The 19,671-nt window shown below is 60.3% G+C and carries 18 protein-coding genes; 14 read left to right on the top strand and 4 right to left on the bottom strand.

What is annotated here, in order from left to right; all coding sequences use genetic code 11:
- Positions 1–17: 17 nt before the first annotated feature.
- Genes ssuC through ABQX22_RS06625 form a run of 3 tightly spaced genes read left to right on the top strand, consistent with a single transcriptional unit; the run spans position 18 to position 1,878 of the window.
- Positions 18–806 (top strand): aliphatic sulfonate ABC transporter permease SsuC, encoded by a 789-nt coding sequence (ssuC, locus tag ABQX22_RS06635; protein WP_349797733.1) that lies wholly within the window; start codon positions 18–20, stop codon positions 804–806.
- Positions 803–1,612 (top strand): aliphatic sulfonates ABC transporter ATP-binding protein, encoded by an 810-nt coding sequence (ssuB, locus tag ABQX22_RS06630; RefSeq protein WP_349797731.1) that lies wholly within the window; start codon positions 803–805, stop codon positions 1,610–1,612. The genes ssuC and ssuB overlap by 4 nt, the downstream gene beginning before the upstream one ends.
- A gap of 50 nt (positions 1,613–1,662) precedes the next feature.
- Positions 1,663–1,878, top strand: coding sequence for a TOBE domain-containing protein (locus tag ABQX22_RS06625; RefSeq protein WP_133773552.1), 216 nt, complete (start codon positions 1,663–1,665; stop codon positions 1,876–1,878).
- A gap of 259 nt (positions 1,879–2,137) precedes the next feature.
- Here the strand turns inward: ABQX22_RS06625 and ABQX22_RS06620 are convergent, their stop codons facing one another.
- Positions 2,138–3,514 (bottom strand): glutamine synthetase family protein, encoded by a 1,377-nt coding sequence (locus tag ABQX22_RS06620; protein WP_349797729.1) that lies wholly within the window; start codon positions 3,512–3,514, stop codon positions 2,138–2,140.
- Between the two features lie 277 nt (positions 3,515–3,791).
- Here ABQX22_RS06620 and ABQX22_RS06615 point away from each other — a divergent pair, with 277 nt between their 5' ends.
- The 8 genes from ABQX22_RS06615 (at position 3,792) to ABQX22_RS06580 (ending at position 12,506) form a co-directional block, all read left to right on the top strand.
- Positions 3,792–4,088 (top strand): hypothetical protein, encoded by a 297-nt coding sequence (locus tag ABQX22_RS06615; RefSeq protein WP_349797727.1) that lies wholly within the window; start codon positions 3,792–3,794, stop codon positions 4,086–4,088.
- A gap of 41 nt (positions 4,089–4,129) precedes the next feature.
- Entirely contained in the window at positions 4,130–5,488 is a 1,359-nt protein-coding gene (locus tag ABQX22_RS06610; protein ID WP_349797725.1) for a glutamine synthetase family protein, read from the top strand.
- Between the two features lie 81 nt (positions 5,489–5,569).
- Positions 5,570–6,934 (top strand): aspartate aminotransferase family protein, encoded by a 1,365-nt coding sequence (locus ABQX22_RS06605; protein ID WP_349797723.1) that lies wholly within the window; start codon positions 5,570–5,572, stop codon positions 6,932–6,934.
- Positions 6,935–7,163: 229 nt separating this feature from the next.
- Complete coding sequence (locus tag ABQX22_RS06600; RefSeq protein ID WP_349797721.1) at positions 7,164–8,261, top strand: polyamine ABC transporter substrate-binding protein; 1,098 nt, start codon at positions 7,164–7,166, stop codon at positions 8,259–8,261.
- Between the two features lie 154 nt (positions 8,262–8,415).
- Positions 8,416–9,510 carry a polyamine ABC transporter substrate-binding protein gene (locus tag ABQX22_RS06595; protein WP_349797719.1) on the top strand — a complete coding sequence of 365 codons (1,095 nt, stop codon included), beginning with the start codon at positions 8,416–8,418 and terminating at the stop codon, positions 9,508–9,510.
- 55 nt (positions 9,511–9,565) lie between these two features.
- Entirely contained in the window at positions 9,566–10,708 is a 1,143-nt protein-coding gene (gene potA, locus ABQX22_RS06590; RefSeq protein ID WP_349797717.1) for a polyamine ABC transporter ATP-binding protein, read from the top strand.
- Positions 10,705–11,625, top strand: a complete 921-nt coding sequence (locus ABQX22_RS06585) for an ABC transporter permease subunit (RefSeq protein WP_349797715.1) — start codon at positions 10,705–10,707, stop codon at positions 11,623–11,625. Before potA ends, ABQX22_RS06585 begins: the two co-directional genes overlap by 4 nt.
- Positions 11,622–12,506, top strand: coding sequence for an ABC transporter permease subunit (locus ABQX22_RS06580; protein WP_349797713.1), 885 nt, complete (start codon positions 11,622–11,624; stop codon positions 12,504–12,506). Before ABQX22_RS06585 ends, ABQX22_RS06580 begins: the two co-directional genes overlap by 4 nt.
- Before the next feature lie 277 nt (positions 12,507–12,783).
- Here ABQX22_RS06580 and ABQX22_RS06575 read toward each other — a convergent pair whose 3' ends face one another.
- Positions 12,784–15,174 carry a penicillin acylase family protein gene (locus tag ABQX22_RS06575; protein WP_349797711.1) on the bottom strand — a complete coding sequence of 797 codons (2,391 nt, stop codon included), beginning with the start codon at positions 15,172–15,174 and terminating at the stop codon, positions 12,784–12,786.
- A gap of 241 nt (positions 15,175–15,415) precedes the next feature.
- Between ABQX22_RS06575 and ABQX22_RS06570 the strand changes: the two genes are divergently transcribed.
- A complete protein-coding gene (locus tag ABQX22_RS06570; protein WP_349797710.1) occupies positions 15,416–16,333 on the top strand; it encodes a ParB/Srx family N-terminal domain-containing protein in 918 nt (305 codons plus the stop codon).
- A gap of 12 nt (positions 16,334–16,345) precedes the next feature.
- Positions 16,346–17,287, top strand: a complete 942-nt coding sequence (locus ABQX22_RS06565) for an alpha/beta hydrolase (protein ID WP_349797708.1) — start codon at positions 16,346–16,348, stop codon at positions 17,285–17,287.
- A gap of 1 nt (position 17,288) precedes the next feature.
- Here ABQX22_RS06565 and ABQX22_RS06560 read toward each other — a convergent pair whose 3' ends face one another.
- Together ABQX22_RS06560 and ABQX22_RS06555 are read right to left on the bottom strand one after the other, a co-directional pair.
- Entirely contained in the window at positions 17,289–17,474 is a 186-nt protein-coding gene (locus tag ABQX22_RS06560) for a hypothetical protein (RefSeq protein ID WP_349797706.1), read from the bottom strand.
- Between the two features lie 450 nt (positions 17,475–17,924).
- Positions 17,925–18,671, bottom strand: coding sequence for a DUF2059 domain-containing protein (locus ABQX22_RS06555; protein WP_349797705.1), 747 nt, complete (start codon positions 18,669–18,671; stop codon positions 17,925–17,927).
- Positions 18,672–18,874: 203 nt separating this feature from the next.
- Here ABQX22_RS06555 and ABQX22_RS06550 point away from each other — a divergent pair, with 203 nt between their 5' ends.
- Positions 18,875–19,504, top strand: coding sequence for a 2OG-Fe(II) oxygenase (locus ABQX22_RS06550; protein ID WP_349797703.1), 630 nt, complete (start codon positions 18,875–18,877; stop codon positions 19,502–19,504).
- Positions 19,505–19,671 lie beyond the last annotated feature (167 nt).

Genomic DNA, 19,671 nt, shown 5'->3' with positions numbered 1-19,671 from the left:
TGAGAGGAGACAACTCCATGAGCGTAGAAAGATTCACTCACAGACTGGCGCCCTGGGTGCTACCGGTCTTGTTATTGGCAGTCTGGCAACTGGCGGTCAGTGCCGGCTGGTTATCGACGCGCATTCTCCCGGCGCCCAGCGCTGTCATTGAAGCCGGCGTGAACCTGGTCCGTAGCGGCGAAATCTGGACCCACCTGGCCATCAGCGGCTGGCGTGCCGGCGTCGGGTTCGCCATCGGCGGCGGTATTGGTCTGGCCCTGGGCTTTATCACCGGCCTGTCGAAATGGGGCGAACGCCTGCTGGATAGCTCCGTGCAGATGATTCGTAACGTGCCGCATCTGGCGCTGATCCCGCTGGTGATTCTCTGGTTCGGCATCGATGAAACCGCGAAAGTGTTTTTGGTCGCCCTTGGCACGCTGTTCCCGATTTACCTGAACACCTACCACGGCATCCGCAACATCGATCCGGCGCTGGTGGAGATGTCCCGCAGCTACGGCTTGTCCGGTTTTCGTCTGTTCTGGCACGTGATCCTGCCGGGGGCCATGCCTTCGATTCTGGTGGGCGTGCGCTTCGCGCTGGGCTTCATGTGGCTGACCCTGATCGTGGCGGAAACCATTTCGGCCAGTTCCGGCATTGGCTACCTGGCGATGAACGCCCGAGAGTTTCTGCAGACTGACGTCGTGGTGCTGGCCATCGTGTTGTACGCGGTGCTCGGCAAGCTGGCGGACCTTGCTGCGCGTGGTCTGGAACGGGTCTGCCTGCGGTGGCACCCGGCGTATCAAGTGAATAGAGGTGGTGCGGCATGAGTAATCTCCAACAACCGGCAAACCTGTTGCGCGGGATTCCAGTGAAGGTCCGTAACCTGAAGAAGACCTTCGGATCGCGCCAGGTCTTGAAAGACATCGACCTGCACATACCCGCAGGCCAGTTCGTGGCCGTAGTCGGGCGCAGCGGGTGCGGCAAAAGTACTTTGCTGCGCCTGCTGGCCGGCCTGGACAAACCCACCAGCGGCCAGTTGCTGTCGGGCTCGGCCGCGCTGTCCGAGGCACGGGAAGACACCCGGTTAATGTTTCAGGAAGCGCGTCTGCTGCCCTGGAAGAAAGTCATCGACAACGTCGGGCTTGGCTTGAGCGGCGACTGGCGGCCCAAGGCGCTTGCTGCGTTGGAAGCTGTCGGCCTGGCCGAGCGTGCAGACGAGTGGCCGGCAGGGTTGTCCGGTGGGCAGAAGCAGCGAGTAGCCCTGGCCCGAGCGCTGATCCACCGGCCGCGCTTGCTGCTGCTGGACGAGCCATTGGGTGCGCTGGATGCGCTCACCCGTATCGAGATGCGGCAGCTGATCGAGCGGTTGTGGCAAGAGCATGGCTTCACGGTGCTGCTCGTTACCCATGACGTCAGCGAAGCGGTGGCGATTGCCGATCGGGTGCTGCTGATCGAAGAAGGGGAGATCGGCCTCGATGTGTTGGTCGAGTTGCCGCGTCCTCGGGTGCGGGGTTCGTACCAACTCGCCGCCCTGGAAACCAAAGTGCTCAATCGCGTGCTGTCGATTCCCGGATCGCCACCGGAACCCGAACCCTTTTCACCGTTGCCCACGCAGTTGCGCTGGGCCAATTAACCAAGTCGCCCCAAGGCGTCAGATCTCGATCCCACACAGGAAGCCTCATCATGACTATCAAAGCCATCAACGTTCGCAACCAGTTCAAAGGCACCATCAAGGAAATCGTGTTCGGTGACGTGCTGTCGGAAATCGACGTACAAACCGCCTCCGGCGTCGTGACATCGGTCATCACCACCCGCTCTGTGAAGGAGCTGGAACTGGTGGTGGGCAGCGAAGTGATCGCGTTCGTGAAATCCACTGAAGTGTCGATCGCCAAGCTGTGATCGATGCGTCACCCCAACCCCGAAGCGCGCAAGCCCTTCGGGGTTTTTTGTGGGATGTCGGTACTCACATCTATCCGGAACGACCAAACCCCTGTAGGAGCTGACGAGCCCGTGCGAGGCTGCGATCTCGGTGTGTCAGACAGATTGCTATCGCAGCCTTCGGCAGCTCGTCAGCTCCTACAGGAATGGCGTCCGCCAAGCAAAAAAAACGCCGCTAACCCTTACAGGCCAGCGGCGTTGTTTTTACTTCACACAGCGGTTAAACGGTGTGCAGGTACCAGTTGTACTCAAGGTCGGAGATGGAGTGCTCGAACTCCTCCAGCTCACTTTCCTTGCAGGCGACGAAGATATCGATGTATTTCGGATCGATGTACTTGGCCATGACCTCGCTGTCGTCCAGCTCGCGCAGTGCATCGCGCAGGTTGTTGGGCAGGCTTTGTTCGTTCTGCTCGTAGGAGTTGCCTTCCACGGGCGGGCCCGGTTCGATCTGGTTGGTCAGACCGTGGTGGATACCCGCCAGCACAGATGCCATCAACAAGTACGGGTTGGCATCGGCGCCGGCAACCCGGTGTTCGATACGCACTGAATCCGGCGTGCCGGTGGGCACGCGTACCGCGACCGTGCGGTTATCCAGGCCCCAGCAGGGCGAGTTGGGCACGTAGAACTGAGCACCGAACCGGCGATACGAGTTGACGTTCGGGCACATGAACGCCATCTGCGCCGGTAGGGTCTCGAGCACACCGCCGATCGCATGACGTAATGCGGCGTTCTGCTCGGGATCCTCGCTGGTGAAGATGTTTTTGCCATCGCGATCCAGGATCGAGATGTGAACGTGCAGACCATTGCCCGCTTGGCCGGGGTACGGCTTGGCCATGAAAGTTGTGTCCATTTCATGGTCGTAGGCGATGTTCTTGATCAGACGCTTGAGCAGTACCGCGTAGTCGCAGGCCTTGAGGGCATCGGCGGTGTGGTGCAGGTTCACTTCGAACTGCGCCGGGGCGCTTTCCTTGACGATCGCGTCGGCAGGGATGCCTTGCTCTTTCGCACCTTCCAGAATGTCCTGGAGGCAATCGACGTATTCGTCGAGGTCGTCGATCAGGTAGACCTGTGTCGAGTGCGGGCGTTTGCCGGAAATCGGCGAGCGCGGGGGTTGCGGACGACCGTTCACGTTCTCCTGATCGATCAGGTAGAACTCCAGTTCGAACGCGGCGCAGATAGTCAGGCCCATTTCATCGAACTTGCTGACAACCTGACGCAGTACTTCACGCGGGTCGGCAAAGAAGGGCGTGCCTTCCAGTTCGTGCATGGTCATGAGGAGTTGGGCGGTAGGACGCTTCTGCCAGGGCTCATTGCAGAGAGTGTCAGGGATTGGATAACAGATTCGGTCAGCATCACCGATGTCCAGACCCAGACCGGTGCTTTCCACCGTTGAGCCGTTGATATCCAGAGCGAAAAGAGAAGCTGGGAGGTTGATGCCTTTTTCGTAAACCTTATGAAGGCTGGTGCGTTCGATGCGCTTGCCGCGCACCACTCCATTCATATCTGCAATCAGAAGGTCAACGTATAGAACCTCAGGATGTTCCTTAAGGAACGCGTTCGCTTCGTTGAGCTGAACGGCACGCGGGGGTACCGACATGATGCAACACCTTTGTTGTTGAAAATATCAATCATCGAGCATTACGGGTTTCAGTCAATCCGAAAGCCTTCATGAAGTCAAGAGAGCCCTGATTTGCCCTAAAAGGGCGCCCAAAAGGCTTTTTTGCCGCACTTTAGGGCAAATTTTATGGGCCCAACCTCATTGAAACTGCGGGCTTGAGCGCCGTGTGTTGTATTTTTTACGGGGGTGTTGTGTAAAAAAATGAACAAGGCTAAGCTCGATTGCAACCCATAACAGCAACAATACCGGGGGTCACATGCCTCGCCTGCCGCTGATTCTGCCTTCGCTGGCGGCGCCGTTCGATCCCGTTGCAGCAAGCTCCCTTGTCGATGGACTGCCGTTCACCGATGCTGACGCACTGTCCCGCCTTGTCGCTACCTGTCCGGCTCTATCTGCCGGGCCCCGCACGTCGTTCCGGATGGATGCGCACCACCTCACCCCTTATCTACGCCACACGCAGAAACCCGGCTATCGTTCACTTCGTCCGGCTTTTGCCGGTGCCGGTCAAAAAACGAGCAACATTACCCAACGCCGACGCTTCAAGAACGCCTGACCGCCATAAGGGCGACCAGGAACTGAAACCCTGAGGTATTTATGAGTACCAACCTCGACCAGCTCACCGATTGGTTGAAAGAACACAGGATTACCGAAGTCGAATGCATGATCGCCGACCTTACCGGCATCACTCGCGGCAAAATCTCACCGACCAACAAGTTCATCGCTGAAAAAGGCATGCGCTTGCCCGAAAGTGTCTTGCTGCAGACGGTGACCGGCGATTACGTCGAAGACGACATTTACTACGAATTGCTCGACCCGGCGGACATCGACATGTTCTGCCGCCCGGACCAGAACGCGGTGTTTGTGGTGCCCTGGGCCATAGAGCCCACTGCGCAGGTGATCCACGACACCTACGACAAGCAGGGCAACCCCATCGAGTTGTCGCCGCGCAACGTGCTCAAGAAGGTTCTGAAACTCTATGCCGACCAAGGCTGGCAGCCCATTGTGGCGCCGGAAATGGAGTTTTACCTGACCAAGCGCAGCGACGACCCCGATTACCCGTTGCAGCCGCCGGTGGGTCGCTCGGGACGTCCCGAAACCGGTCGCCAGTCTTTCTCCATCGAGGCCGCCAACGAATTCGACCCGTTGTTCGAGGACGTCTACGACTGGTGTGAACTGCAGAACCTCGACCTGGACACGCTGATCCACGAAGACGGCACGGCGCAGATGGAAATCAACTTCCGTCACGGTGATGCGCTGTCGCTGGCTGACCAGATCCTGGTGTTCAAACGCACCATGCGCGAAGCCGCGCTCAAGCACGATGTGGCCGCCACGTTCATGGCTAAACCCATGACCGGCGAGCCGGGCAGTGCCATGCACCTGCACCAGAGCATCATCGACATCGAAACCGGCAAGAACATCTTCTCTAACGAAGACGGGACCATGAGCCAGCTGTTCCTGCACCACATCGGTGGCCTGCAGAAACTGATCCCCGAGCTGTTGCCGCTGTTTGCGCCCAACGTCAACTCGTTCCGCCGCTTTCTGCCGGACACCTCGGCCCCGGTCAACGTGGAGTGGGGCGAGGAGAACCGCACGGTCGGTCTGCGTGTTCCGGATGCCGGTCCGCAAAACCGTCGTGTCGAGAACCGTCTGCCCGGCGCCGACGCCAACCCGTACCTGGCGATTGCCGCCAGCCTGCTGTGTGGCTTCATCGGCATGGTCGAGCACATGAACCCCAGCGCGCCGGTGGTAGGGCGTGGCTACGAGCGCCGCAACCTGCGCTTGCCGTTGACCATCGAAGACGCGCTTGAGCGCATGGAAAACAGCAAGACCGTCGAGAAGTACCTCGGCGAGAAGTTCATCAAAGGCTACGTGGCGGTCAAACGCGCCGAGCACGAAAACTTCAAACGTGTGATCAGTTCGTGGGAGCGGGAATTCCTGCTCTTCGCCGTCTGACGATCACGGGCGCCGGACCGTTCCTGCAGCAGGCAAGAGCGGTGGCGCCCGGCACGCGATACCCCGGATATGGAGCGCTACATGAGTTCGAACAACCCGCAAACCCTCGAATGGCAAGCCCTCAGCAACGACCATCACCTGGCACCGTTCAGCGACTTCAAGCAACTCAGAGAGAAGGGCCCGCGCATCATCACCCGCGCCAAGGGCGTGTACTTGTGGGACAGCGAAGGCAACAAGATTCTCGACGGCATGGCCGGCTTGTGGTGCGTGGCCATCGGTTATGGCCGCGATGAACTGGCCGAGGCCGCCGCCAGGCAAATGCGCGAACTGCCGTACTACAACCTTTTCTTTCAGACCGCTCACCCGCCTGCGCTGCAACTGGCCAAAGCTATTTCCGACGTGGCCCCCCAAGGCATGAACCACGTGTTCTTCACCGGCTCCGGGTCCGAAGGCAACGACACCGTGCTGCGCATGGTGCGTCATTACTGGGCCATCAAGGGCAAGCCGAGCAAGAAAGTCATCATTAGCCGTGTCAACGGTTATCACGGGTCGACCGTTGCCGGCGCTAGCCTGGGCGGCATGAGCTATATGCACGAGCAGGGCGATTTGCCGATCCCGGGCATCGTGCACATCCCGCAGCCGTACTGGTTTGGCGAAGGCGGCGACATGACGCCGGACGCGTTCGGAACCTGGGCCGCCGAGCAGCTGGAGCACAAGATTCTGGAGCTGGGCGTCGACAACGTGGGCGCATTCATCGCCGAGCCGATCCAGGGCGCGGGCGGTGTGATCGTGCCGCCTGAGACTTATTGGCCGAAGATCAAGGAGATCCTTGCCCGCTACGACATCCTGTTCGTGGCCGACGAAGTGATCTGTGGTTTCGGCCGCACCGGTGAGTGGTTCGGCAGTGATTTCTACGACCTCAAACCGGACCTGATGACCATCGCCAAGGGACTGACCTCGGGGTACATCCCCATGGGCGGCGTGATCGTACGCGATGAATTCGTCGCGGTGCTCAACGAGGGCGGGGACTTCAACCACGGCTTCACCTACTCCGGTCATCCGGTGTCGGCCGCGGTGGGGCTGGAGAACATCCGCATCCTGCGCGACGAAAAAATCGTCGAACGCGTGAAAGCGGACACGGCACCCTATTTGCAAAAGCGTTTGCGCGAGCTGAACGATCACCCGCTGGTGGGCGAAGTGCGCGGTGTGGGGCTGTTGGGCGCCATCGAACTGGTGCAGGACAAAACCACTCGCAAACGTTACGAGGGCAAAGGCGCCGGCATGATTTGCCGAACGTTCTGCTTCAATAACGGCCTGATCATGCGGGCAGTGGGCGACACGATGATTATCTCGCCGCCGCTGGTGATCAGCTTTGCGGAAATTGACGAATTGATCGAGAAAGCGCGGATGTGCCTGGATCTGACGTTTGAGGCGCTGCAGGCTTGAACGACGATTAACTGTAGGAGCGCGCTTGCCCGCGAAATCGTTGGGTCAGATACGACAATGTCGACTGACCCGACACAATCGCGGGCAAGCGCGCTCCTACAGGCGGTACCGATCAGACAGTCATGTGCAGTTTCATGAACGCCGGCTTGAAAGATCACTTTGGATATTGCCAGACTACTGGCTAGAAGCCGCTACCCTAACGGTCGTGATTAATAATGGAGCTGTACGCATGAAGATATTTGGCAAGACCCTCCTCGCGCTTTCCCTCATGGGCGCAGTGGCCGCAGCTGCTCAGGCCGACGACAAAGTTCTCCACGTTTACAACTGGTCCGATTACATCGCACCGAACACCATCGCCGACTTCGAAAAAGAGTCGGGCATCAAGGTCGTGTACGACGTTTTCGACAGCAACGAAACCCTGGAAGCCAAGCTGCTCGCGGGCAAGTCCGGCTACGACATCGTTGTGCCGTCGAACAACTTCCTGGCCAAGCAGATCAAGGCGGGCGTGTATCAGGAGCTCGATAAGACCAAGCTCTCGAACTACAAGAACCTGAACCCTGCCTTGCTCAAAGCGGTGTCGGTCAGCGACCCGGACAACAAGCACGCCTTCCCGTACATGTGGGGCTCGATCGGCATCGGCTTCAACCCGGACAAGGTCAAGGCCGCATTGGGTGCTGATGCGCCCGTGGACTCCTGGGACCTGCTTTTCAAGCCGGAAAACGCAGCCAAGTTGAAGAAATGCGGTATCAGCTTCCTCGATTCGCCCACCGAAATGCTGCCGGTCGCGCTGCATTACCTGGGCCTGCCGACGGACTCTCAGAAGAAAGAAGACATCGAGAAAGCCGAAGCACTGTTCAAGAAGATTCGCCCTTCGGTCACCTACTTCCACTCCTCCAAGTACATCTCGGACCTGGCCAACGGCAATATCTGCGTAGCGGTCGGTTACTCGGGTGACGTGTATCAGGCCAAGGCGCGCGCAGCAGAAGCGGGCGGCAAGGTTAACGTCAGCTACAACATTCCCAAAGAAGGCGCCGGCAGCTTCTACGACATGATCGCGATCCCGAAAGACGCCGAAAACGTCGAAGGCGCCTACAAGTTCATGAACTTCATTCTGCAGCCTAAAGTCATGGCCGAGATCACCAACGCCGTGCACTTCCCGAACGGTAACGCGGCGGCGACCGAGTTCGTCGACAAGGACATCACCTCCGATCCTGGCGTTTACCCGCCTGCGGACGTGCTGGCCAAGCTGTACGCCATCGCTGACCTGCCTTCGGCAACGCAGCGGATCATGACCCGCGCCTGGACCAACATTAAGTCCGGTAAATAAAACCCCACGCGTCGTCCCAGACGACGCGCGCTTACCGGTAGGAGCGCGCTTGCCCGCGATTGCGGTGTGTCAGGCAATGGATGTATTGCTGGAAGAACGCATCGCGGGCAAGCGCGCTCCTACAGGTCTTGCCGCCATTGAAAAGGACTGCAACGTGTCTATTTCTTTATTTTCAAAAAGCGTGCTCCTCGGCGCAGGCCTGACGTTCGCCGTCAGCGCGCTGGCCGAGTCCACCGTACGCATTTATAACTGGTCCGATTACATCGGCACTGACACCCTGGCGGAGTTTGAATCCACCACCGGGATCAAGACCAAGTACGACGTCTTCGACTCCAACGAAACCCTGGAAGGCAAGCTGCTCGCCGGTCACACCGGTTATGACGTGGTGGTGCCGTCCAACCACTTCCTTGGCAAACAGATCAAGGCCGGTGCGTTTCAGAAGCTGGACAAGTCGCAGCTCCCCAACTACAAAAATCTCGATCCCGAACTGCTCAAACGCCTGGAGAAAAACGATCCGGGCAACCAGTACGCCGTGCCGTACCTGTGGGGCACCAACGGCATCGGTTACAACGTCGAGAAAGTAAAAGCGGCGCTGGGCGTCGATACCATCGATTCCTGGGCCGTGCTGTTCGAACCGGAGAACATCAAGAAACTGCAGAAGTGCGGCGTCGCGTTCCTCGACTCGGCCGATGAAATGATGCCCGCCGTGCTCAATTACATGGGCCGCAACCCCAACAGCACTGATGAAAAAGATTACAAGGACGCTGAGGCCAAGCTGCTGAAAGTCCGGCCATACGTGACCTACTTCAACTCCTCCAAGTACATCTCGGACCTGGCCAACGGCGAAATCTGCGTCGCGGCGGGTTTCTCGGGCGATGTGTTCCAGGCAAAATCCCGCGCCGAAGAAGCCGGCAAGGGCGTGAACATCGCCTACGCCATTCCCAAAGAAGGCGGCAACCTGTGGTTCGACATGCTGGCAATTCCCGCCGACGCGCCGGACGTGAAGGCTGCACACGCGTTCATCAACTACATTCTTAAGCCAGAGGTAATCGCCAAAGTCAGTGACGAGGTCGGTTATGCCAACCCGAACCCGGCCTCGGGCGAGTTGATGGATCAGGACATCCGCACCGACGAAGCGGTCTACCCGCCCAAGGACGTACAGGATCGACTGTTTGTGAACGCCGAATTGCCGCCGAAGATTCAGCGCTTGATGACGCGAAGCTGGACCAAGATCAAATCCGGTAAATAAAGACCTCGCGCCCGGCCATGCAGGCCGGGCAGCACACCAGTTGGGAGTTTCACCCATGGCAGTTGCCTCCGGCGCCTACAAAAAAGCCCTCGAAGGCGATCAGCAACCTAAACAGGTGTTGGTCAAGATCGACCGGGTCACGAAGAAGTTCGACGAGACGATTGCGGTAGACGACGTGTCGCTGCAGATCAACAAGGGCGAGATTTTCGCCTTGCTCGGCGGCTCCGGTTCAGGAAAGTCCACGCTGCTGCGCATGCTTGCCGGTTTCGAACGGCCTACCGAAGGCCGCATTTACCTCGACGGTGTCGACATCACTGACATGCCGCCGTACGAGCGTCCGATCAACATGATGTTCCAGTCCTACGCGCTGTTCCCGCACATGACCGTGGCGCAGAACATCGCGTTCGGCCTGCAGCAGGACAAGCTGCCCAAGGCCGAAGTGGAAACCCGCGTCAACGAGATGCTCAAGCTGGTGCAAATGACCCAGTACGCCAAGCGCAAGCCGCATCAGCTGTCCGGGGGTCAACGTCAGCGGGTGGCACTGGCGCGCTCGCTGGCCAAGAAGCCGAAACTGCTGCTGCTCGACGAGCCCATGGGTGCGCTGGACAAAAAACTGCGTTCGCAAATGCAACTGGAACTGGTGGAAATCATCGAGCGGGTCGGTGTGACCTGCGTGATGGTGACCCACGACCAGGAAGAGGCCATGACCATGGCCCAGCGCATTGCGATCATGCACCTGGGCTGGATCGCCCAGATCGGCAGCCCGGTAGACATCTACGAAACCCCCACCAGCCGGCTGGTGTGTGAGTTCATCGGCAACGTCAACCTGTTCGACGGCGAAGTGATCGAGGACATGGAAGGCCATGCACTGATCCGCAGCCCGGAGCTTGAGCGCGACATCTACGTCGGCCACGGCGTCAGCACCTCGGTGGAAGACAAGCACATCACCTACGCCATCCGCCCGGAAAAACTCCTCATCACCACCGAGCAGCCTGCGGTTGAATACAACTGGTCGCGGGGCAAGGTGCATGACATCGCCTATCTGGGCGGGCACTCGGTGTTCTACGTGCAACTGGCCTGCGGCAAACTGGTGCAGTCGTTCGTGGCCAACGCCGAACGCCGTGGCGCACGGCCGACCTGGGACGACGAAGTGTTCGTCTGGTGGGAAGACGACTCCGGCGTGGTGCTGCGCTCATGAAATTACGGAAGGTCAAACGCGCGTTCAACCGCCTAAAACCCAATGGCCGGCAGATGGTCATTGGCGTGCCCTTCCTGTGGCTGTTCCTGTTCTTTGCGCTGCCGTTTCTGATCGTCATCAAGATCAGCTTCGCCGAAGCCGACGTGGCGATTCCGCCGTACACCGAGATCTTCACTTACGCCGAGCAGAAGCTCGACGTGGTGCTCAACTTCGCCAACTACGCGTTGCTGACCGGCGACGATTTGTACATCTCGGCGTACCTGGGCTCGTTGAAGATGGCGTTCATCAGCACATTGCTGTGCCTGCTGATCGGCTACCCGATGGCGTACGGCATCTCCATTGCCCGCAAGGACATGCAGACCGTGCTGTTGCTGCTGATCATGATGCCGACCTGGACTGCGATCCTGATCCGCGTGTACGCCTGGATGGGCATTCTCAGTAATAACGGGCTGCTCAACGCCTTTCTGATGTGGCTGGGGCTGATCAACGAACCGTTGCAGATTCTCAACACCAACCTGGCGGTTTACATCGGCGTGGTCTATTCGTACCTGCCGTTCATGATCCTGCCGCTGTACGCCAATCTGGTGAAACATGATCAAAGCCTGCTGGAGGCCGCGTCCGACCTGGGCTCCAGCACGTTCAACAGTTTCTGGAAGATCACCGTGCCGCTGTCCAAGAACGGCATCATCGCCGGCTGCATGCTGGTGTTCATTCCGGTGGTGGGCGAGTTCGTGATCCCTGAATTGCTGGGCGGCCCCGAGACGCTGATGATCGGCAAGGTGCTGTGGCAGGAATTCTTCAACAACCGCGACTGGCCGGTGGCCTCTGCCCTGGCGGTGGTCATGCTGGCGATCCTCATCGTGCCGATCATTCTGTTCAACCGCAGTCAGGCCAAAGAGCTGGAGGGCAAGGCATGAGAGGCTTCCGATTCTCCAACCTGATGTTGGTACTGGGCCTGATCTTCATCTACGCCCCGATGGTCATTCTGGTGATCTACTCGTTCAACGCCTCCAAGCTGGTGACAGTCTGGGGCGGCTGGTCGGTGAAGTGGTACGTCGGCCTGCTGGACAACACCCAACTGATGAGCGCCGTCATGCGTTCGCTGGAAATCGCCTGCTACACCGCTATCGCGGCCGTGGCACTGGGGACCATGGCGGCGTTCGTGCTGACGCGGATCACCCGCTTCAAAGGGCGCACGTTTTTTGGCGGGCTGGTGACAGCACCGTTGGTGATGCCCGAAGTGATCACCGGTCTGTCGCTGTTGCTGCTGTTCGTGGCCATGGCGCAGTTGATCGGCTGGCCGCAGGAGCGCGGCGTGGTCACCATCTGGATTGCGCACACGACGTTCTGTGCGGCGTACGTGGCGGTGGTGGTGTCGGCGCGCTTGCGCGAGCTGGACATGTCCATTGAAGAGGCGGCGATGGACCTGGGCGCGCGGCCGTGGAAGGTGTTCTTCCTGATCACCATTCCTATGATCGCGCCGTCGCTGGCGGCGGGGGCGATGATGTCGTTTGCGCTGTCGCTGGATGACCTGGTGCTGGCGAGCTTCGTGTCGGGGCCCGGTTCGACCACCTTGCCGATGGAAGTGTTCTCGGCGGTGCGTCTGGGCGTGAAGCCTGAGATCAACGCCGTGGCGAGCCTGATTCTGCTGGCGGTATCGATTGCGACGTTCATGGTCTGGTTCTTCACCCGCCGCGCCGAAAATGCCCGGAAGAAGGCCGTCCAACTGGCGATCGAAGAGGCGGCGGCCAACACCTATCAACAGCCCGACCCACGTCGGGCGGCTGCGCAGGTTTAAGCGCGGTCTGAATGTTGATCGTGCCCACGCTCTGCGTGGGCACGCCGTTCAGGACGCTCCGCGTCCAGGGTGACGCAGAGCGTCACAGGATTCATTCCCACGCGGAGCGTGGGAACGATCATTCCAGCCCGATCCTCGTCGGGCGGCTGCGCCGGTTTGAGCGCAGTCTGAATGTTGATCGTGCCCACGCTCTGCGTGGGCATGCCGTTCAGGACGCTCCGCGTCCAGGGTGACGCGAGCGTCACAGGCTTCATTCCCACGCGGAGCGTGGGAACGATCATTGCGTTCCGGGCATCAACCGCAACGTCGATTGGGTGTGCGCCGTCACATCCCCTTCGCTGAACAGCTCCGGCATGTATTGGCCGTTGACGTACGCCTGCGCCTGATCCGAATAATGCTCGTCGAACAACACCCCGCTTTGCCCTACCGGATTGATCCCCAGCGCATGAGCAGGGTCGGCGAAGTCGATCAGGCGACGGGTTGATGGCCCGTAGGTCACCGGCCATGGCGCAGCGGTCAGGCGGGCGGACAAGTTGTTCGGCACTTCATGGGTGCCCGGCGCGGCGAACGGTCCGACGTTGAACAACCAGTCCAGCGGCGGTTGGCGGCCCAGCAGGTGTTCATGGGTCAGGGTGTGCGCCTTGCCCCACTGCCATTCGTCCGGGTTTACGCCGTACAGTGAGGTCAGGTGCGACACCGTCGCGTGCCACGCCATTTTCACCGTGTTACCGCGGCTCTCCTCGGCGGGCGAGTTGACGTTGTTCCACCAGGGTGAATGCTCGTCTGCGGCCAGGCGGGGCAACGCGCTGTCGATCACCCGGGTCGACAGCAGGGTCTCGAACAGGCCATCGCCGAGCTGATCGTGAAACACCTTTTCAGTCAGGTCATACACAAACTGGTTGAACAGCGTGGCGCCGACCGAATCCACCGGGTATTCGCCGTTCCACTGGGCCAGGCGCTCAATCAGGTCGTGTTCGGCAGGGTCGCTGATGACGTGGCGCAGCACCGGCAGCAGGGGTTTGAGAATCTTTTGCGCGTAATCGGTCCGGGTGCCCAGTTGCAGCGCCTTGCTGTTCTCCAGGTCCCACTTCACGGCGCTGTCGGCCAGCTGCCTGTCCAGCTGCTGCCCGCGTTCGGCCAGGTTGTAGTAACCGGGAATCTCCATGCCCGTGGGTGAGACCGGCTGGAAGTTGGCCGAGACGATGTAGCCCCGCGCCGGGTTCTCTTCCTGCGGGTTGGCGCTGAAGGGGTAGAAGCCGTCCTTGTCAGCTTGAGCCGTGCTGCCATCGAGAATGAACGCCGGATTCACGCCGGCGGGGCGTTTGGGCAGCTGCGCCGCAGCCCACCAGCCGATATCGCCTTTGGCGTTGGCCCAGACAACGTTCAACCCGGGTGACTGGATCTTCTCGGCGGCGCTGCGCATCTTGTCCAGCGTGTCGGCGCGGTTTGCCTCGTAGAAGCCCTGCAGAATGGGATTCTCCGACGCCAGGAATGACCACCACATGGCAATCGGCGCAGTGCCGGCGTTGCTGCCCAGCGCATCGTTGATGATGGGGCCGTGGGGCGACTGACGCAGGGACAGTGTCACGGAGCTGCCGTCCTTGACGCTGATGTGCTCGTCCCGCGAGGTCATGTCGACCCAGGCGCCGTGGTACCAGACCTGATTGGGGTTGTCCGGGTTGACCTTTTCAGCGATCAGGTCGATGTCGTCGTTCTGGAACATGGTCAGGCTCCAGCCGAAATCCATGTTGTGGCCGAGCAGGGCGAAGGGGTTGAGCGCCTGAAAGTGGCCATACAGCTCGAAGCCCGGCGCCGACAATTGCGCCTCGTACCAGACCGATGGCACCGAAAAGCGAATGTGCGGATCCCCGGCCAGCAGCGGTTTGCCGCTTTTGGTGCGGCTGCCCGAGACCGCCCAGGCGTTGCTGCCCTCGAACTGCGGCAGGCCGGCTTTTTCCAGCGCCTGTTCGCTGAGCAGGGCAAGGTCGTTGAGGCCTTTCCAGTCCCGGTCGCCCAGGGTTGGCGCCTGACCCAGCGCGCCATTGGGCTGCCAGTCCAGATCAAAGATTTTCAGGTAGTCCGGGCCCAGCTGATCGCGCACGTAGGTCAGCAACGGCTCAGTGCGAAACGCAGCGGCAAAGCTGTAGGCCAGATAACCACCGATGCTCAGGGTGTCTTCGGCGGTAAACGGTCGCGCCTTGATCCCCAGCACGTCGAACTCGATGGGGCTGGCGTGGGTGCTCTGGTACTGATTCACGCCATCCAGATACGCTTGCAGCGCTGTCCACTGGGGCGTGGTTTTGTCCTGTTTTGCGACGTAGGCGTCGGCGTGTTCGCGAATGCGCAGGCTGCGGAACAATCGGTCGGTGCTCACCAGCTTGGGGCCGAGCACTTCAGCCAGTTCGCCCCGGGCCAGACGGCGGAGCATTTCCATCTGGAACAAGCGGTCCTGGGCATGCACGTAACCCAGCGCGCGGTACATGTCTGGCTCGTTGCCGGCCTTGATATGCGGGACGCCGCGCTCGTCATAGCGCACAGTGACCGGCGCCTGCAAATGCGCCAGCGGCATGTCGCCCGCGCGCACCGGCTGTTTGCTGTGGACATACCAGGCGCCGCCGCCCGCAATGAAAACGATCAGCACGGCAATGACAATCAGGCTGCGTTTCATCCGTAAGCTCGAGATGATGAGGAGGATTTGCAGGCTACAGATTTGGGCGGTTGCTGGGTAGGTAGTGAACGCTTGGTTTGTAGGAGCGCGCTTGCCCGCGATTGCTTTTGCCCAACAACGGATTCGTTGACTGACACACCGCTATCGCGGGCAAGCGCGCTCCTACAAGGGACAACGCTCGCCAGAACATACGTTGTGATTTCGATTAAGCTCCCCCTCATCCCCGCCCCGAGGCCTGACGATGCGAATTCAATCATGGTGTGCAGCGCTGCTGTTGGGCGTTTCGGCAACGCAGGCTCAGGCGGACTTCACAGCCCCCAAGCCGGGCGATGTGATTCAGGTGTCGCTTGATCAACTGCACCCGACCCAGGCGGTGGTGGGGTTCGACCAGATCTACTACAAACTCGGGCGATACGCCAAAGTCCGCCAGAAGCTGTTCGACGAAATCTGCGAAACCAACGGCCAGCACGAAGCCAAAAAGATCAAACCCGACGCCGACCCGCTCAGGCCTGACACCTATACCTGCGAAGATCGGCCCAACGCCCATCCCAAAGACATGAACACGGTCGTGGTCGGCCCCGAGGGCAAGTTCTACCTGACCGACGGCCACCACACCTTCACTGCGTTGTGGGAGCAACCCGGCGTCGGGCCGCAGATGAAAATGAAAGTGCGCATCACCGATAACTTCAGCGACAGCAAGGACCTTGCTGACTTCTGGCAGCGCATGGAGGAGGGCCACAAGGTCTGGCTGAAGGATGGCAACGGTCAATCCATCGCCACGACGCAGCTGCCGGAACATCTGGGCCTGGGCGCCATGCAGAACGATCTCTTTCGCAGCATCGTCTATTTCGTGCGCGACGCCGCGTACGCCAAACCGAAAGCGGGAGAAGTGTCGCCTGAGTTTCTTGAGTTCTATTGGGCAGATTGGCTGCGCGGTCAGCTCCATCTTGAGCATTTCAATCTCAGCCAGCGCAGCGGTTATCACCAGGCACTGCAGGCGGCGAGCGACCTGATCGTGGCCAGACCGGCCAGTAAAATAATCAGTGGCGACATGAGCGCCAAGGCGTTGGGGGCGTTTACCAAGGTCCGGCGCAACACGCTGACCCGAACCGCTAGCGAAAAACTGCCCTACGTGCTCGACTACAAAAAACCTCATTGATCTGGAATGCCCATGCCCGTTTCGTTCGACCCTGACCGCCTGCGCGCCAGCCTTCAACCGTCAGGCGCGATGCCGCCATTGTCTGAAGAGGGCCAGGCGTATCAGCGTTTCTACGGTCTGGAGCGGCTCACGCGTGACGGCGCGGTGGACAGCAGGCTCGGGCGCTTTGATGTTGGCGGCTACGAGATCGTCACCCAGCGGTGGACCCCCGATCAGCCAGTGGCAACGCTCGTCCTGATGCACGGTTTCTACGACCACATGGGGCTTTATTCCTGTGTGATCGAGTGGGCGCTGGAACAGGGTTTTGCGGTCATCGCCTGCGACCTGCCGGGGCATGGTTTGTCCAGCGGCGCCCGGGCCAGTATTCGGGATTTCGCCGAATACCAGTCTGTGCTTGACCGGCTGTTCATCGAAGCCGATACCCTGCAGCTGCCCAAACCCTGGCACCTCTGCGGGCAAAGCACCGGCGGGGCGATTGTGATCGATCACCTGCTCCACGCCGGCGCCGCCAGCCCGGCGCAAGGGCAGGCGATCCTGCTGGCACCGCTGGTGCGCCCGAGGGCCTGGCGCTGGTCCAAACTCAGTTATCACCTGCTGCGACCCTTCGTCAAAGGCATCGAGCGGCGCTTCACCGAAAACTCCAACGCCCCGGATTTTCTGCCGTTCCTGCTGGCAGACCCGTTGCAGCCGCGCCGATTGCCCACCGCATGGGTCGGCGCGCTGGCCAAGTGGATCGCCCGCATAGAGACCGCCCCGCGCAGTGAACGCAGCCCGTTGATCATTCAGGGCGAGGCCGACATGACCGTCGACTGGATGCACAACCTCGCCGTCCTCAACGACAAATTCACCCAGCCCCAGGCATTGATGATCGCCGAAGCCCGGCATCACCTGGCCAACGAATCCCCTGAAATCCGCGCCCGGTATTTTGAGTTCTTGACGCAGCGGATGGGGTGAGTCAAAGCGTGCAGCGGTCTTTCCCCTGCTTGATCGTTCGACGCAAGCGGTAATTGTCCAGTGCCGTAAGAAACAGCATCCCTGATACGAAGACCAGCCAGGCGTCTTCGTCGAGGTAGTGCCAGAACGCCCAGGATGCGAGCGCCATGAAGAGTGCGGCAAGTAGGAGCAGTAATGAGTCTTTCATGAGAGCTCATCATAAAAAGACGGCATCCGGACGCTCCGCAGCGTAACTGGCAGGCCGGTAACGATGCCTTAGTCACGGAGGATAAATGCCGGATCGTCTTGTTCGTGACGGTAGGCGTTTTCCGGATTGTCGGCTGGGCTCTTCCTACGGATCGGGCGCCGACCCCGTGGAAGCGGACCGGGCGGCGCTTCGTCTGTCCGCGAAGGCTGATAATCAGGCGCCGCGAGCTTTTGATTCTGGCCGCAGGCCGTGGGAGTTAGCTTGCTGACGATTGGCTGCGCAGCAGTCATGAAACCGTGCGTGCGGGGTGTATCTGCTCTACCGAATCTGCAGGTTTTGCTGCCGGTGCCCGGCAGATCGCGGGACAGCCACGCGCCTACCCCTTCGGCAGTAGCCAGCCATCGTGATTGACCGTTGTGTATGGCGCATGCGGCGTGGCATACGTGCCGCTCAATTCCCGTTCTGACCCACCGCCAATCCTGCGCGGATCGAGGCCAGGGCTGCCTGGTAATAGGCCTTGCCCTGGGGGGACTCGGCGAAGGTGGCGAATTCGTCCAGTTCCAGGTCGGTGAGGTCGCGGTAGACGTACAGCAGCGTGTTGTTCATGTCGTTGGCGATCTGCGCCATCAGCCGCTCGCGTTGGCTGTCGAGCATACCTTGGGCCTGACCGCCGCCTATGCCCATCAACCCCGGAATCATCGAGCTCAGGCTGTCGGCGGCGACACCGGCGATGGCCAGGCTGACTTCGGCGCCCGCCTCTTTGGCTGGCAGGGCTTGGGACAGGTGGCCGATGAGCAACTGGCGGCTGTCGCTGACCTGCATCTTCGGCAGGCCCTGGGCATTTTTCGCCAGCTGATCGGCGCGGGTGGCGGTCAGTTCGGCGTTGACGATCTTGCGGCCCAGAGGCGACTGGAAAAACTGCAGCGCGGGGTTGGGATCCTGCAGGGTCTGACGCAATGTCTGCTCGGCCCGTTGATCCATCGCTTGCGGACCGAACCGCTGGTTGCTGTTGCTGAGCAACGCCTCGAACACCGCAGGGGGGAGGCTGTTTTTGTAGCGCAACTGGGCGGCTTTAAGGGCGTCGTTAAAATGCGCGCGTTGTTCTGGCCAGCCCGCAACCTTGTACAACTGGTCATGGCTATCTGCCCACGCGGGCAGGGTGCAGAACATCAGCAGCAAGAAAAACAAACGGCGCATAGAGACTCCTGTCGACAGGCCGCTATTCTCAGTGGCACGGCGGGGATTTGTCGAGTTAACAGTTGCCCAGACCCCATGAAAACCCATGTGTTCGACGTTCCTTCGTCGAAAACGCCGTGGCCGATTCCTGACCGTGACTTATTTCATCCAGGCACCGTGCGCCACCCTGTCGCATTGACCGGCGTATGGATACTATGCCGCCCATGCACATACCCCCGGATCACCCGCTGCTGTTGCGAATTGTCGATGACGTGGCCGAACGCGGCTGGTCGCGGCAAAACATCTTCCTGCCCGAACCCCTGACCCGGAAACTGGCGCTCGAATGCCGCCAGCGCGCCGCTGAAGGTGAGCTTGCGCCGGCGTCGGTGGGGCGGGGCGTGTTGCAAGAGGTGCGCGAGGGCATTCGCGGCGATCGCATCCAGTGGCTGGAACCGGGGCAGGCCGAACCTTGCGATCAGTATCTGGGCATCATGGACAGCCTGCGCCAAGCGCTCAATCGTGGGCTCTTCCTGGGGCTGGAAGACTACGAAAGCCATTTTGCGTTGTACCCGCCCGGCGCGTTTTACCGCAAGCATGTCGATCGTTTTCGGGACGACGATAAACGCATGCTGTCGGCGGTGCTGTATTTGAACGACGCTTGGCAGCCCGAGCATGGCGGGCATCTGCGGATGTACCTTGAGGGCGGCGTGGAGCACGAGGTTGAGCCTGTCGCCGGCTGTCTGGTGGTGTTCCTTTCCGGTGACATTCCCCACGAAGTACTCCCCTCGACTCGTGACCGATTGTCGTTGACCGGGTGGTTTCGGCGACGGAGCAGTGAGCCGTTCGAGCTGTGATCACCCAGGCGCCGCGTCTGTAGGAGCCAACTTGTTGGCGAAACGATGTATCGGCTGATACGGCGCTTTGCGAACAAGTTCGCTCCTACAGGGACCAGGGGTGTTGGCCGACGTTGGCATCAGGGCGACGAACAAGCTGTCATCCCCCAAACATGAAACCTTTTTCA

The organism is Xanthomonas sp. WHRI 1810A, assembly GCF_040202885.1.
Classification (GTDB): domain Bacteria; phylum Pseudomonadota; class Gammaproteobacteria; order Pseudomonadales; family Pseudomonadaceae; genus Aquipseudomonas.
Note: the sequence above shows the minus strand (reverse complement) of the source record. Positions and strands in the feature narration are given on the sequence as shown.